Origin of the sequence: Clostridium chromiireducens (assembly GCF_003575225.1) — a bacterium.
Lineage (GTDB): Bacteria > Bacillota > Clostridia > Clostridiales > Clostridiaceae > Clostridium > Clostridium chromiireducens.
Window position 1 is genome coordinate 181,660 of the sequence record NZ_QXDJ01000001.1, and the last position, 15,159, is coordinate 196,818.

Annotated in this window: 11 protein-coding genes, 1 pseudogene and 1 riboswitch; of the genes and pseudogenes, 4 read left to right on the forward strand and 8 right to left on the reverse strand. The window is 30.7% G+C overall.

Translation table 11 applies throughout. From position 1 onward, the window contains the following. Positions 1-138: 138 nt before the first annotated feature. Positions 139-810, reverse strand: coding sequence for a GntR family transcriptional regulator (locus D2A34_RS00755; RefSeq protein WP_079440901.1), 672 nt, complete (start codon positions 808-810; stop codon positions 139-141). A gap of 494 nt (positions 811-1,304) precedes the next feature. Here D2A34_RS00755 and D2A34_RS00760 point away from each other — a divergent pair, with 494 nt between their 5' ends. Together D2A34_RS00760 and D2A34_RS00765 are read left to right on the forward strand one after the other, a co-directional pair. Then, on the forward strand, positions 1,305-2,984 hold the full coding sequence (locus D2A34_RS00760; RefSeq protein WP_119365427.1) for a methyl-accepting chemotaxis protein: 1,680 nt from the start codon (positions 1,305-1,307) through the stop codon (positions 2,982-2,984). A 90-nt stretch (positions 2,985-3,074) separates the two neighbouring features. Continuing rightward, the gene (locus D2A34_RS00765) at positions 3,075-4,250 is read left to right on the forward strand and encodes an ABC transporter substrate-binding protein (RefSeq protein ID WP_119365428.1); all 1,176 of its coding nucleotides are present in this window, start codon (positions 3,075-3,077) and stop codon (positions 4,248-4,250) included. A 229-nt stretch (positions 4,251-4,479) separates the two neighbouring features. On the opposite strand, the pseudogene D2A34_RS00770 reads toward D2A34_RS00765, so the two are convergent. The 5 genes and pseudogenes from D2A34_RS00770 to D2A34_RS00790 form a co-directional block, all read right to left on the reverse strand. Beyond that, positions 4,480-5,235, reverse strand: a pseudogene (locus tag D2A34_RS00770) (AIM24 family protein). A gap of 246 nt (positions 5,236-5,481) precedes the next feature. Further along, on the reverse strand, positions 5,482-6,708 hold the full coding sequence (locus tag D2A34_RS00775; protein WP_079438704.1) for an aminopeptidase: 1,227 nt from the start codon (positions 6,706-6,708) through the stop codon (positions 5,482-5,484). Between the two features lie 184 nt (positions 6,709-6,892). Next, positions 6,893-8,182: an NCS2 family permease gene (locus tag D2A34_RS00780; protein ID WP_079438710.1), complete on the reverse strand. Its 1,290-nt coding sequence runs from the start codon at positions 8,180-8,182 to the stop codon at positions 6,893-6,895. Positions 8,183-8,407: 225 nt separating this feature from the next. Beyond that, positions 8,408-8,509: riboswitch (purine riboswitch) on the reverse strand. A 329-nt stretch (positions 8,510-8,838) separates the two neighbouring features. Next, positions 8,839-9,690, reverse strand: coding sequence for a thiamine pyrophosphate-dependent enzyme (locus tag D2A34_RS00785; RefSeq protein WP_119365429.1), 852 nt, complete (start codon positions 9,688-9,690; stop codon positions 8,839-8,841). Then, positions 9,690-11,372, reverse strand: coding sequence for a 2-oxoacid:acceptor oxidoreductase subunit alpha (locus D2A34_RS00790; RefSeq protein ID WP_119365430.1), 1,683 nt, complete (start codon positions 11,370-11,372; stop codon positions 9,690-9,692). The genes D2A34_RS00785 and D2A34_RS00790 overlap by 1 nt, the downstream gene beginning before the upstream one ends. A 346-nt stretch (positions 11,373-11,718) precedes the next feature. On the opposite strand from D2A34_RS00790, the gene D2A34_RS00795 reads away from it, so the two are divergent. Together D2A34_RS00795 and D2A34_RS00800 are read left to right on the forward strand one after the other, a co-directional pair. Beyond that, positions 11,719-12,261 (forward strand): hypothetical protein, encoded by a 543-nt coding sequence (locus D2A34_RS00795; RefSeq protein ID WP_182629286.1) that lies wholly within the window; start codon positions 11,719-11,721, stop codon positions 12,259-12,261. A gap of 44 nt (positions 12,262-12,305) precedes the next feature. After that, entirely contained in the window at positions 12,306-13,187 is an 882-nt protein-coding gene (locus tag D2A34_RS00800) for a metallophosphoesterase family protein (protein WP_119365431.1), read from the forward strand. Positions 13,188-13,438: 251 nt separating this feature from the next. On the opposite strand, the gene D2A34_RS00805 is transcribed toward D2A34_RS00800, so the two are convergent. Beyond that, positions 13,439-14,440 carry a 5-oxoprolinase subunit C family protein gene (locus tag D2A34_RS00805; RefSeq protein ID WP_119365432.1) on the reverse strand — a complete coding sequence of 334 codons (1,002 nt, stop codon included), beginning with the start codon at positions 14,438-14,440 and terminating at the stop codon, positions 13,439-13,441. Continuing rightward, a complete protein-coding gene (gene pxpB, locus D2A34_RS00810) occupies positions 14,440-15,150 on the reverse strand; it encodes a 5-oxoprolinase subunit PxpB (RefSeq protein ID WP_119365433.1) in 711 nt (236 codons plus the stop codon). Before pxpB ends, D2A34_RS00805 begins: the two co-directional genes overlap by 1 nt. Positions 15,151-15,159 lie beyond the last annotated feature (9 nt).

Genomic DNA, 15,159 nt, shown 5'->3' on the forward strand with positions numbered 1-15,159 from the left:
CTGCATTTTTACTTGCATTTTATTTAACTTTAGTTCAGCTATATAATTTCTTTAGGAACCTAAATGGTTCAAATTTCATACTTTATATAAGCCTCACCTCCCTTAATTATTAGCTAAGAATAATCTAGAATTAATTTATTATTTAAAATAATTCGGATAGATTTCTCTTACTTCATTTTTATCAAAAGTAACCATATTTAAATGTTCCTTCATGAATTCTTCTGCTTTCTCTGGGTCTTTGTTTTTTATAGCATCAAATATTTCTTGATGCTGTAAATAAATATTATCCCAGCTAGAGTTAGCTGTTAATCTAAGCATACGAATTCTTTGAAACTCGGTACTACCATCATTTATGCTATCCCATATTCTTTTTTTATTACTTCCTTCAAAAATTATCTTATGAAATTCTTCATCTGCTTCAAATAATTTTTTATAATCATGGTTTTCTATATACATTTTTTGAAGCTTCAAATTCATTTCTAGTGCCAATATATTTTCTGGAGAAAATTCTCTGCACGCTTCCTTTACTACAGCTCTTTCTAAATGTTCACGTAAGAATCTGCCATCTTCAACAGCTGATAAATCAATTAAAGAAATAACTGTGCCTTTTTGAGGGTAAATATTTACTAATCCTTCTTGCGCTAAGCGAACAAGCGCTTCTCTAACCGGAGTTCTACTTACACTATATTTTTCTGAAAGCTCTTTCTCTGAAATGCTTGTGCCTGGCTCAAGATATAAATTAATAATTTCTTCTCGAAGCGCATAATATATGGTTTTACTTGTTGTATTTTTTTTCATTTCTAAAACCATCTTGATATTCTCCTCTCATACTACCATGCTTGTATGGTAGTTGAATTTCTATAACTTCATCTTTTATATTTCGAAAGCTCCAACTAACATACTTGTATGGTAGTTAATTTTAACTTATAACATTATTATCAAATAATTATATTACTTTCGAATATAAGTGTTTTCTGCCATACTTGTATGGTAGTTATGTTTTTATTTTATCATAACCGTTTACAATGTCAAGTGGATATTTTATAATTTCTAAAAATAATATTTAAATTAAACTATTATTTTTATGATTCCTTTTTTATCTAAATTATTGTTATAATATGTAGAATATTGATTTAATTATCCTAAAAAAGTGATATATCTTGAAATAGTGAGTAAATTAAAGAAAAATGTCTATATAAGGTATATATTTTATTCACAAGCTAAATTTCTAATTTTAACTATATTTATTTTCAATATAATATCTAAATTATAACAATATTTTTTATTTTGAAAGGGGTAATAATATGCTGAGAAATATTAAAGTTATTAATCTTATTATATTAATGGTTATTTTATCTACAATAGTGTCTTTCTCTATTGCTATTGTTGGTTATAGCAATATGAAAACGATTAACAAAAATTCCTCATTAATGTATGATGGTGCATTAACAAAAATTATGAAAACAGAGGAAATTAGACAAAAGTACTCAAATATAAGATTAAATGTTAATAGAATCTCTATTTCGGATTTTAATGCTGATGATGTTGCTTCTATAGATAACGACTATAAAGCTATGAACGACATGGTGGGCGCATATGAAAATTTATCTTTAGGTTCCATAGAAAAAAATAATTTAAATGAATTTAAAAATGATTCTAATAAGTATTATTCACAAATTAAAGATCTTGAAAAAGGTAATAAATTATATGGGATAGACTTAGAAAAATTCAACCAACTCGGAAATGAAATGCAGCTTTTCCTTGATAATTTAGTAACGTATAGTTCAAATACAGCTAATAATCTTCAAAATGATAATATCTATTTGTATACAAGAAGTACTGGCATTTTCTTTATAACCTTTATAATCGGTTTCATTTTAATGATAGCAGTTTCTTCAATTATAGTTTTAGTCATAAGAAAATCTATGCAGGAAATTATTTCTGATTTGGATACTGTTGCACAAGGTGATTTCAGTATAAAAATTAATACCACCTTTAAAAATGAGTTTGGAAGAATGAAAAAGTCAATTTACAAGACAATTTCAAACATTTCACTTATGCTTGAAGAAGTAAAAACTTCAACGAATGTTGTAAATATGCAAGCAAATAACTTATTAGTGGCTTCAGATGAAATGTCTTCATCTGCACAAGAGATAAATGCAGCCGTTCAAGAAGTAGCTACTGCTGCAAATGATCAATCTAACGATTTAATAAATGTAAAGTCCTCCTTGGATAAGTTTGCTGATTCATTAGATCAAATAACTTCATCTATTAATGATGTAAGTTCGAATATACATAACATTAATACTATGGCAGAAGATAGTAATTCCAAATTGAAGTTTTTATTTGATTCTATAAAAAATGTAAACGAATCTTTTGATACTGTAAGAAATAAAGTCGTTGATTTAGACAACCACGTAGAAGAAGTAAATAACATAACAATTATTATTAATTCCATTGCCGAGCAAACAGATTTATTAGCATTAAATGCTGCCATAGAATCCGCTCGAGCAGGAGAAGTTGGTCGTGGATTTTCTGTAGTTGCTGAAGAAATCAGAAAATTAGCAGAACAATCTAAAGTATCTGCTAGCAATATAAGTGGCTTAATTTCGAATATTAATAAAGAAGCCCAAGTAGCAGTTACTACTACTGATTTAGGTAAAGATAGTTTAATCAATCAGTCAACACTAATCGAAGATTCTATAAAATCTTTTGCTGTGATATTTAAAGCTATTAATTCTATACTACCGCGAGTAGATAGCATAAATAAATCTATTGAAGATATAAATGTTGAAAAAGATCTTATAATTTCAAGAACCTTAGATATTTCTGGAGTATCAGAAGAAAATGCAGCTTCAGCAGAAGAAATAGCAGCTTCAGTACAGCAAATAAATTCATCATTTAACGATGTGGCGAATTCAGCACAAACTTTATCAAACTTAACAAATTCTATGATGAATGAAGTAAATAAATTCAAATTATAGTTTCTTTTATACATAGTTCCTATATTATACTTAAATATTTTATTCAAAATAAATTGCAAAACATTTTATAAATAAAAATGGAGGATAATTATGAAAAAGTTGAAATCTTTAAATATCGCGCTTGTGATAGTTTTTATGACAACTATATTAACAAGTTGTGGTTTGAAAAACACTCCAAAAGTTTCACAACCTATTACATTAAACATAATAGATATTTCAGGGAGTATGCAGTTAGTTGGAGACGCTATAGATCAATTTAAGGCTGAAAATCCTGGCTTAATCGGAGATGTCGTAGTAAAAAAATCTACTGCCTTAGAAGCACCATCTTTACTAAAAGCTCAAATTTTATCTGAAAATATGCAAACCGGCTTAATTTTCACTGGAATTGATGGTCTTTCTACGTGCATAGAAAGAGATGTTATTGAAAATATTATGCCAACTTATGAAAACAACTTTCCTAATTTAGAAAGTAATTATAGCGCTGGTGCCAAAGCTACATATGATTTAGTAAAAGGTTATGGTATCACTTATGTATATTCCCCTAGCGGTCCGTTCTTTACTTATAACCCAGACGCTGTTAAAAATGTACCGAATACTCCTGAAGAACTTTTAGCTTTTGTTAAAGCTAATCCAGGTAAATTTACATATGCAAGACCAGCTAGCTCAGGACCCGGAAGAATATTTCTTCAAGGATTACCTTATATTTTAGGAGATAAAAACCCTAAAGATCCTAAAACTTGGGACAAGACTTGGGCTTTCCTTAAAGAACTAGATCAATATATAGATTATTATCCAGCAAAGACTGGTACTTCATTTACAGAATTAAAGGATGGTAAGAGATCAATTATAGCAAGTCAATTAGGATGGGATATGAATCAAAGAATTATAGGTGGTATTCCACAAAATTATCAAGGATTCTTTTTAAACAATACTACCTTGGTAGCCGATGCCCAATACATGGCTATTCCAAAAGGACTTAGCGACGAACAAAAAAATGCTATTTTAAAACTAATGGAATGGCTTATGACACCAAAAATGCAGGCAATAACATATGATAGCGGCTATTTTTATCCAGGCCCTTCAGTTAAGGATGTTACCCTTGATATGGCTCCTAAAGAAAGTCAAGATAAAGTTAAACCAGCTATAAGGCAATCTTATGAGACTTCTATACAAACGCTTCCAACTTCAACACAATTAGATACATCTACTTTTATGGAAGCTTTGAATATGTGGGATCAAACTTTTGGCACGAAAGTAAAAAGATAATCAGAATTATCATTATCTGATTGTGAATAAAAGCTTCAACAACTATTAACTCTTAAATTTGCCAATAGTGTATTATGTCAATAAAAATTTATTCTCACTATGTAATATAAATATTGAGAATAATTATTAATTTTTAGACATGCATAGAACAGATAAAAATAATAAAAATAAGAATTGATATTTATTTATTATCAATTCTTATTTTTATTTTTTGTTTTATTCAGGTTCTTTACGCTATTGGAGCCATAAGTATCTTTCCGGTTCCCCTATATACATTCACAAATCCTTCACCTGAAACAGCTGATCCAATTAAACTTTTGCCTGATTTTTCAACTCTAAATTCTAAAGAATTAGACCACGCAATAGCAAAATTTCCATCAATTCTTACCTCATCATTTTCCAGCACAAATTCTATAAGCTCATCTCTTGGAACCGGACTTTCTAATACTGCTATCCCTTGACCTTTGAGGCATAAGTTAAATAATCCTTCTTTTCCAAGTACTGCTGAGGAAAGATTTGTTCTAGCTACAACTTTTTGCTGAATTCTTGAATCGCAAGCAAGAAATAATCCGTCATCTAAAACCATTCCATCTCATTCTGAAACTTCTTCAAGTAAAATATGCTTATATGTAGGCTCTAACATTAACAACCCATTCCCTTGATATTTAGGTTTTATTGCGGATTCTTTTGTTACTTTAGAAGATAGAGCTTTACCAAGTAAATCACCAAATCCTTTGACATCCGCGCCCATGCTAACTGCTCCTGCTGTCCATTGCATTGCTCCAGCACTAATAGTATACGCGTTTCCGTTTAATTCAATTAGAACTTGCCTTCTTCTAACATTCATTTCCGAAGCAAAATAGGCTGTCATTGCACTTGTAGTATTCACACTCAAATCTTTCTTATACTCAATAACCTTTACATCACCTTTAGATTCTATTACCTCAATATTTTTATTTTCAAAAAGATTTTTACACTTTACCATAACATAAATTCTCCCTTTTCTGTAATACTTGCATTTAATTACCATTATACTTTTTTACGTGCTCTTCGTCAATTAATGTTATTATAGGTTTTAATCATCGGTCTTCTCTTCGTCAGTATATCTAATTTATCTTAATAAAAAATATTACCTATTTCAAAAAAAGATATTGAATGCTAACAAATTCAGTTAGCTACTCAATATCCTTATATATTACTTCTCTTTTACACTTCAAATTTAGGTTATGGATTATATAACCCAATCACCATTTTTAAACACTTGAATTTTATCTCCGCCAATAGTTTCACCTATTATTTCAAGTTCTGCTGAACCTATCATGAAATCAACGTGAGTTAATGAATCATTCACGCCTTTTGATAAAAGTTCTTCTTCTGACATATTGTCACTATCTTTTAAGCAACTTGGATATGCTTTTCCAAAAGCAAAATGGCAAGATGCATTTTCATCAAATAATGTATTAAAAAATATTAATCCTGAATTTGATATTGGTGAATCATGACCTACTAATGCAACCTCTCCTAAGTACCTTGCACCTTCATCAGTATCTAAAAGTCCTTTTAAAATTTCTTCTCCCTTTTCAGCATTAAAATCAATTATTTTTCCATCTTTAAATGTCAGCTTAAAGTTATCTATAACATTTCCACCATAATTTAATGGCTTTTTACTTGTAACATATCCATTTACCCCATCCTTCTTTGGAAGGGTAAATACTTCTTCAGTTGGTATGTTTGCTACAAAGGTAATACCATCTTTAGTACTCTCTTCACCACTTAGCCATAGATGCCCCTCTGGCAGCTCTACAGTTAAGTCTGTCCCCTCTGATTTATAATGAAGATATTTAAAGTTTTTTTCATTCAAATAATCTTTTCTCTTCTTAAGATTTTCTAGATGTTCATTCCACTCAGAAACTGGTGACTCCTTATCAACTCTTACTATGCTGAATATCGAATTCCAAAGTTTTTCCACTGCTTCTGCTTCTGATACATCAGGAAATACTTTTTTAGCCCATCCTTTTGTAGGTATAGAAACAACACACCACTGAACTTCATTGCTCATCATAGATGAACTAACTTTTCTCATTGTCTTACTTGTGGTCTTAGCTAAAGTAGAGATTTTATTCGGATCTACACCACTTAACAGTTCTGGATCTCGAGCTGATATACTTATAAATGCAGTTTTTTCCCTTATAAGCTCCTCTCTTGATAATGCAACATAAGTTGGTTCCTTTTCAAAGCTTTCAATTGGAGCTTTATTATATTTTATTAAAGCAAGCTCTTCATCATTATACTCTACTATGACATTTATAGCACCTGCTTCATAAGCCTTTTCAGCTATTATTCTAGCAAATTCAGCACACTCAATTGGTGAATTAATGAGTAATTGTTGTTTATCTTGTAAGTTTATTCCTGTCTTAACTATAAGTTCTGCATAATTTTTTAAAATATCAATATTCATCTTAACTACTCCTATCTTTCCATATATTTCACATAATAATTATAACATTATTATACTATTATTTATTACCTAATAATTTCTTATTCAATAAAATTTAATTCCAATGTAATCAAACCAAAAAATACTTCATAGTGGTTTCATACCACTATGAAGTATAATTAATAATTTTCAACTCTAATTTATATTAAATCGCGAACATTATGATAAACAAAATTGAAATAACATACATCGGTGTAGGGATATCTTTTGATTTACCTGTGAATAATTTTATTAACACATATGATATGAATCCAAATGCTAAACCATCTGTAATTGAATATGTTAATAGTGTTAATATTAATGTAAGGAATACAGGTAATCCTTCAGTGAAATCTGAAAAATCTATTTTTGTTATTGGTTCCATCATTAATAATCCTAAAACAATTAGAACTGGTCCTGAAGCAAAGCCTGGTATAGCAGTTAAAATTGGTGAAAAGAATAATGATAAGAAGAACATTCCAGCGATTGTTAAACCAGCTAATCCAGTTCTTCCACCTTCTGCAATACCTGCAGCTGATTCTATAAACGCAACTGGTGTAGATGTTCCTAAACATGCACCTATTGTTGAACCAACAGCATCTGCAGTTAAAACTTTATCTGCATTTTTTACATTCCCTTGTTCATCTAAATATCCTGCTTTTGAAGCTAAACCTATTAACGTACCGATACTATCAAATATATCTATAAATAGCATAGTCATAATTGCTGGAATTATTCCTATAACCATTGCACTCTTAAAATCAAATTGCATGAATACTGGCGCAACTGATGGTGGAAGTGATACTATTCCACTTGGTAATTGTGCCACTCCAAATACTACTCCAAGTATGTAAACAGAGAACATTCCAATAATGAATGAACCTTTTATATTTTTATGATATAGTACAGCTATTAATACTACCCCAAAAAAGGCTAATATAACTGTAACACTTTTTAAACTTGCTAAACCTACTAATGTCGCTTGATTAGCAACAATTATACCTGCATCTTGTAATCCGATAAAAGCTATAAAGAAACCAATACCTATACTAATTGCATACTTTAAAGTTTGTGGAACACTATCAATAATCATTTGTCTTATTTTAAATAAATTAAGAGCTAAAAATATAAGACCTTCAATTAATGAAGCAGCTAAAGCTGTTTGCCATGAAAACTTCATTGTTAAACAAATTGTAAATGTAAAAAATGCATTTAATCCCATACCTGGTGCCATACCAAATGGATAATTAGCAACAAGGGCCATAATTATAGTTCCAATACAAGAAGCTAAAGCTGTTGCTGTAAATACTGCTTTTATGTCCATACCTGATTGACTTAAAATACTTGGATTTACCACTAAGATATACGCCATAGTTAAAAAAGTTGTTATACCTGCTAATATTTCTGTTTTTACAGTTGTTTTGTTTTTTGATAGATGAAATATTTTTTCTAACATACCATTCTCCTCCGTTGTTTTTACCGATTTTTTTGAAACATTGTCCACAATAATTCCTCCTATTTTTGAGTTAAACAAATAAATAATATTCTCTACTCTAAAATAATATCTTTGTTAGTATGTTGCACTAACAATGAAAAAATATGAAAAATAATAACAAGAATTTAAAGATACCTTTCAAAAATATAAACCCCTTTGTGTTATTACAAAGGGGTTTATAGAAATCAAGCATCTATAAACACCCATAGTCAGACAATTTACGGTAGTCCGGTAGAGACGCTTAGACCTTATTTCTAAGCATATACGGGTAAAATTTCATTTTTTATATATAACGTGTAAAAATACTACTTTCTATATTTTTCATTTTTACCGAAAATTCAGCAAAACAAATATATCATGTAATATATTTTTCATGCAATATATAGAGCTTTATTTTACATACATAATCCTACAATAATTTACGACATAAATCAATAGTATTTTAATATTTTTGTGTATTTTTTTAAGATTTCTTCTTTAATCGTTCGTGTTTTTGTTCAAAATAAACAAAAATCAATATTTTCTCACCTAGAAAACCTGCTATACATAAATTATGCATAGCAGGTTCTTCATTAAGATTAATAACTAATTTTTATTATTTTAAGCATTCTTCTATACTAAACAAAATCTTTCATAAATTCCTTAATTTTAATTGTTTTAACTTCACTCTCTACAAGCGATTTATTGTCTTTTAAGAAACTAACTTTATCATGAAAATCAGACTTTTCTTCCTTATATAAAATTCCTAAAGGAATTTTATCTCCCCACTCCATAGATTTTTCAATAGCTTTTAATTTATCACTCGGATTGTATTCCTTTCCTAGCTTATAAACTCTTTTGTTATACCATTGGAATGTATTAATTTTGTTGAATGATACACATGGCTGTAAGATATCAACAATGGCATATCCTTTGTGTTTAATAGCCTCAATCATAATTTCTTTTAAATGTTCTTTATCTCCACTAAATGCTCTTGCAACAAAACCAGCACCAAGAGTTATCGCTAAAGCCACAGGATTCATTGGAATATTATTTGATCCATTTGGTTGAACATCTGTTACATGTCCTATATCAGTCGTAGGTGAAGCTTGCCCTTTTGTTAATCCATATATTTGGTTATCGTGAACAAATTGTGTTATATCAACGTTTCGTCTAATATTATGAATAAAGTGATTTCCACCTTCACCATAACAGTCACCTTCACCAGTATTTATTATGACAGTTAATTCTTTATTCACAATTTTTGCTGCAACTGCCGGTGGCAACGATCTCCCATGTAGACCGCAGAATCCATTAGTATTTATATACTGCGGTGTTTTAGCTGCTTGGCCTATCCCACCGACAATAAGTACTTCGTGTGGCGCTTTTCCCAAAGCTATAAGCGATTGCTTAAGAGCATCAAGAATGTTATGATCTCCGCAACCCGGACACCAAGCTGTTTCTGATGTTAAGAATATCTCCTTATCCATTATTGCTCACCTCCAGTTAACTTATTATATATTTCCTGAGATGAAATAGGTCTTCCATCATATTTTAAGATGCTGCTATTACATTCAATACCAGTGCATTCCCTTATAAGACCTGCTAATTGGCCAGTAGCATTTTGTTCTATATTTATTATACTTTTTACCTTTTTAGCATACTTATTGAGCTCTTTATCTGGTAAAGGCCATATATCGCCAAATATTAATGAGCAATATTTATTTTTTCCCGAACGTTGATTTAAAAGTTTTACAGCTTCCTTGACTGGGCTATACAATGATCCCCATGCCAACAGTAAAGTATCTGCATTTTCTTCTCCTATTAATTCTGGTTCTAAAAGTTCCTCTTTTAGGTATTCAATCTTTCTAAGTCTCTTATCATTCATTTTATTTCGTATTTCTGCTAATTCTGTTATATGACCATATTCGTCATGCTCATCACTGTCAACAAGTACTGTTAGACCTGGTATTTTACCTGGAGTAATACGTGGCGAAATACCTGTCTTTGTTATTTCATAACGCTTATAATCCTTAACATTAATATATTCATCATCATGTAAACATCTCTCTACCTTAATTTTATCAAAATCGAATGGTTTTATGGTTCTTATGCTGTCTGCTAAAAATTGATCTCCAAGTATAATAACAGGTATTTGGTATTTATCTGCAATATTAAAGGCTCTTATTGTCTGATAAAATGCATCTTCAGGATCTCTTAGTGCTATTACCATTTTAGGAATTTCTCCTGGTGATGAAGAAATAACAAATCTTAAATCTGCCTGTTCTGTTCTTGTTGGCAAGCCCGTGGTAGGTCCTGGTCTTTGTATTTCTGCTATTACAAGAGGCACCTCAAGCATACCAGATAAGCCTACAGCTTCAACCATCAGTGCAAATCCTCCTCCTGATGATCCTGTCATAGCCCTAACCCCTGCATAAGAAGCTCCGATAGCCATATTTATTGAAGCAATTTCATCCTCAGCCTGCTCAACAACAACTTCTGCTTCATTCATTTTTGATGCTAGGTAATTCATTATACTAGTTGATGGTGTCATAGGATATGCGGAGTAAAACTTACATCCTGCGGCAAGGGCACCAAGGGCAATAGCATCATTTCCTCCAAGCAAAACACTGCTGTCTTTGCTCTTAGGCTGAATTTGATATTTAGGTGTAACGAGCTTGTATCCTTCTTCAAATGCACTAAAGTTTTTATTTGCAATCTCATCTTTAAACTTCTCTGAGAGCACTTCCTTAACACCGCTTAAATCAATGTCAAATAACTTTATGCAAGCACCTAGTGCTACACTTCCGTATACTTTAGAATTTCCAATATTTTTAGATGTAGCTTTAAGAGGAAGACCAAGAAATCTTTTATCTTCAATCTTAACTTGCTCATCTGAAATGATAAAACTATTTTCTTTCAATCTACCTAAATGCAAATCTATTGTTTCTTTATCTAAAGCAATTATCCCATCAATCTCATCCCAATGAGAATTTATTTCCTCATTTCCAAAACGTATTTGGAAAAAATTATGCCCACCTCTTACTCTTGACATATAATCTTGTATAGTAAATATTTCAAAGCCTTTTCTTTTTAGAACTTTTTCTAATATGGATGAAATAGTCTCCATGCCTAGCCCTGCAGCTCCTCCAATTAGAATGTTATAAATCATAAAATTCCTCCCTTCCATAAAAATATAGTATCAAGTGACACTTGATTCAGGTATGTTTTTTATCCATCTGAATTTTAGTTGAACTTATAACCATAAGGGTCACAATGTGCCCTCAAGGGATGCCTCATCCAAGAGTGTATATCAGTTACCGCTCCCTTTAAGAAGAGGGAGTGTTGCAGACGCTAACTATCGGATAAATTGCATGCTGATAATATTTTATTATAGTTTCTCAGTATTATGACTAGATATATACATATAATCTTTAAATTCACACGACCTACAAATTTTAATATAGCAAAATCATCTTTTAGTCATATGCTAATATTGACACTAATTTATTGATAAGGTGATTATTATTAAGAAATACTCTGGTTTAGATATAGATAATCTTGAATTTCTAGGGTCAGGTACACAAGGTAAAGTATATAAAATTGATTCACAAAAGTGTATAAAGATCTTTAAAAAAGAGCAAATATGTGCAGATGAAATAGAGACTTTAGCAATGGCACAAATGGATTCACATTTTCCTAAGCTCTACACCTTTGGTGAGAACTATATAATACGTGAGTACATTAATGGAATAGAATTAGATAAATTCTTATTATCCACTCCTCTTACTGACAGCATTTCACTTGAAATTATCGAACTGTATGAAGCCATGGATTCAGTAGGATATAGACGCTTAGATGCCGCACCATTTCATATTTTTCTAACTCCTTCAAATGGAATTAAGCTCATTGATACTGCCAGAGCAATGAAAAAGAAAGTCATATATCCTTCTTTAATTATTAAAGGTTTAGACGATTTAGGATACAAAAAAGATTTTTTAAACTTTGTTAAATGCAATAAACCTGAACTCTATAAGAAATGGTTAAATAAAAAGGGATGAATTATTAATAGATATTTTATAATATTTTTTGAGGAGCGTATACAATGAGATTTATAGTTTTTGGTGACTCTAAAGGTAAAGAAAAAAGTGGGATAAATGAAAAAGTGCTAAAAAAAATAATGGACGAAAGCTCTAAAATAGAACCATCTCCACAATTTATTGTAATGTGTGGAGATACAGTTGCAGGCAGCAACAAAGAAGAAATTCTAACCTCACAGTTAAGTAGATTCCGAAACATAGTTGAGAAATATCATCCCAACAAACTATTACTTCCAATAGTAGGCAATCATGAAGTTAATATAGAACCTATAGATGATAAATTTGAAAAAGTCCTCAGCCAAATTTATAACGACTTAACCCCCGACTCTCATCTGGAGGGTTATAATAAAACTGTTTATTATAAAGATTTCGAGGATACAAGGCTTATAATTCTTAATGCCTTCCACTTTGGTTCAACTCATAAAATTAGTGAAGACCAACTTAGTTGGTTTAAAGAAGCAGCTTCTAAATGCATAAAGAATAAGCTTGTTTTTATTCATTCCCCGGCCTTTCCTACTGGTGCCCATCTTGGCCATTGTCTAGATTTATATCCAGAATATAGGGATGCTTTTTGGAGAATAGTTGATGAATGTGGTATAGATATAGTCTTCTCAGGCCACGAGCATAACTACTCAAGAAGAATAGTTGATAATTCCTTTGGTAATGTAGATAACTGCTATAAAAGAAAAGTTACTCAAGTAATTACTGGTGGTGGTGGTGAAAAGCTTAGAGATAAATATAAAAGTAAACGCGGAATTGTAGTTGCTCCAATTGCAGTGTACCATTATTTAGTTGTAGATATAGAAGTTGATTATATTAAGGTGTGTGCCATTGGTTTAAACGGTAATAAATTAGATGAATTTGTTCTAGATAAAACAAGCAGGTAAAGGATAACTTAAAATATCATGAAAAATGTATACATTCGTGTAGAGGAGAGTCTTTTTTTACTTTATGTTCAAACTTACTCTAATCGCTCAAACTTCATAAGAATTCTAAAATAAAAAGCACTTTCAGAGGTGCTTTTTATCAATACTTTTTACTGACCACTATTTTGTGGTCAGTAAAATTTATATTCTAGAATATGTCTTTATGTTCTTTCAGTCACCTATATTATAAATCTAAATTATATGTGATTTAACTACATAGTTATCAATTTTATAGATTTTTTTATATTATCTATATATTTTTCTCTTTGAAAATATAGTTTCTCCGCATCTTTTAGAGTAATTTTTTTAAAAGTTACTTTCTCATTAGGCTTAAGCTGAACTATTTTTTGAACATCAACAGATGCTACATGCGCTATTTTGGGATATCCTCCTGCTGTTTGCTTATCAGCTAAAAGAATAATTGGATTTCCATCAGGGGGAATTTGAATAGTTCCAACAGAAACTTCCTCAGATATCATTTCTAACTTTTCTTTAAGTTGAATTTTAGGGCCATATAAACGATATCCCATTCTATCAGATTTTGTATCTATATTAAACTCTGAGCTAAAAAATTTATTTATACTTTCATGGGAAATATACTTAAACTGCCTATCTTCAAAAACTCTGATAACTGTATTTTCACACTTCTTCTCAGCATAGCCTTTTACATACCACCTTGCTGCTGTAAAATCTCCATCACATTTAATTTCCATTAATTTGCTTACTATTCTTGATGAAATTGTACTTTGTATACTGACATTAATTACATCATTTTTTCTTAAGGATCTTCCTTCAAGTCCACCTAATTGCGCTCTTAAATATGTACTTTTACTATCCATTACAATTGGAATATCAAAACCACCAGCTACTGCCAAATAAGAACGACATCCACTTTTGCAAGCACCAAATTTAAGTATGCAATCTTCCTTTATATAAATAGGTCTATTCATAGGAACTGCTTTACCTTCAATGGTAGGCGAAATATCTGCGCCCGCTATAGAAAACAATATTCCTTTTTGTAGCTGCAATACTGGTCCAACCATAGTAATTTCGAGAACGCCCTCAGTTTCTTTGTTTCCAATAACAATATTGGAAAGTCTCATTGCATATGTGTCCATAGCGCCACTAACAATAACACCATATTTTTGATATCCATTTCTCCCTAAATCTTGAATAGTAGTAAGAAGCCCTGGATTTAAAACAGTAATACTCACTATTTTTCCTCCTTTAACCTTAAGTATTCATCATAAGAAATAGGATAAAATTTAGCTATATCTCCGGATTTCAAAAGACTTTTGGGTTCTTCATTTAAATCAAATAGTTTTATAGGCGTTCTTCCTATAAGTTGCCACCCACCTGGAGTTTCTATTGGGTAAACACCTGTCTGCATTCCTGCAATTCCAACTGTTCCAGCTGGAATTACTGTTCTTGGAGTTTCACGCCTTGGAGCAGCTATTTTTTCAGACATTCCTCCTAAATAAGGAAATCCAGGAGCAAAGCCAATCATATAAACTAAATATCTTCCTTCAGAATGAATTTTTATTACTTCCTCTATAGAAATATTATTTATGTCAGCAACATGCTCAAGGTCAGGTCCAAACTCACCACCGTAGCAAACTGGAATTTCAACAATATTTTCTTTATCCATATAAGAAAAATCAAGATTAGATACTATATCTTCTAGATTAACCTTAACAATTTCAAAAGGAGAATCACTGTTAAATTTTAAAGGATCGTAAATTACAGAAACACTTGTAAAGTAAGGAATATATTCTACAAACCCCTCAAATGGATGTTCATCCATATATGCGCAAAAGGTTCTTATAATTTTATTTATATCTTCATTAATTTCATTTCCAAACTCAATCAAAGCTGAAAATTCACTGATTTGTGAAACTTCAATCTCAAATTTACTTTTTTCCATAACTACGTT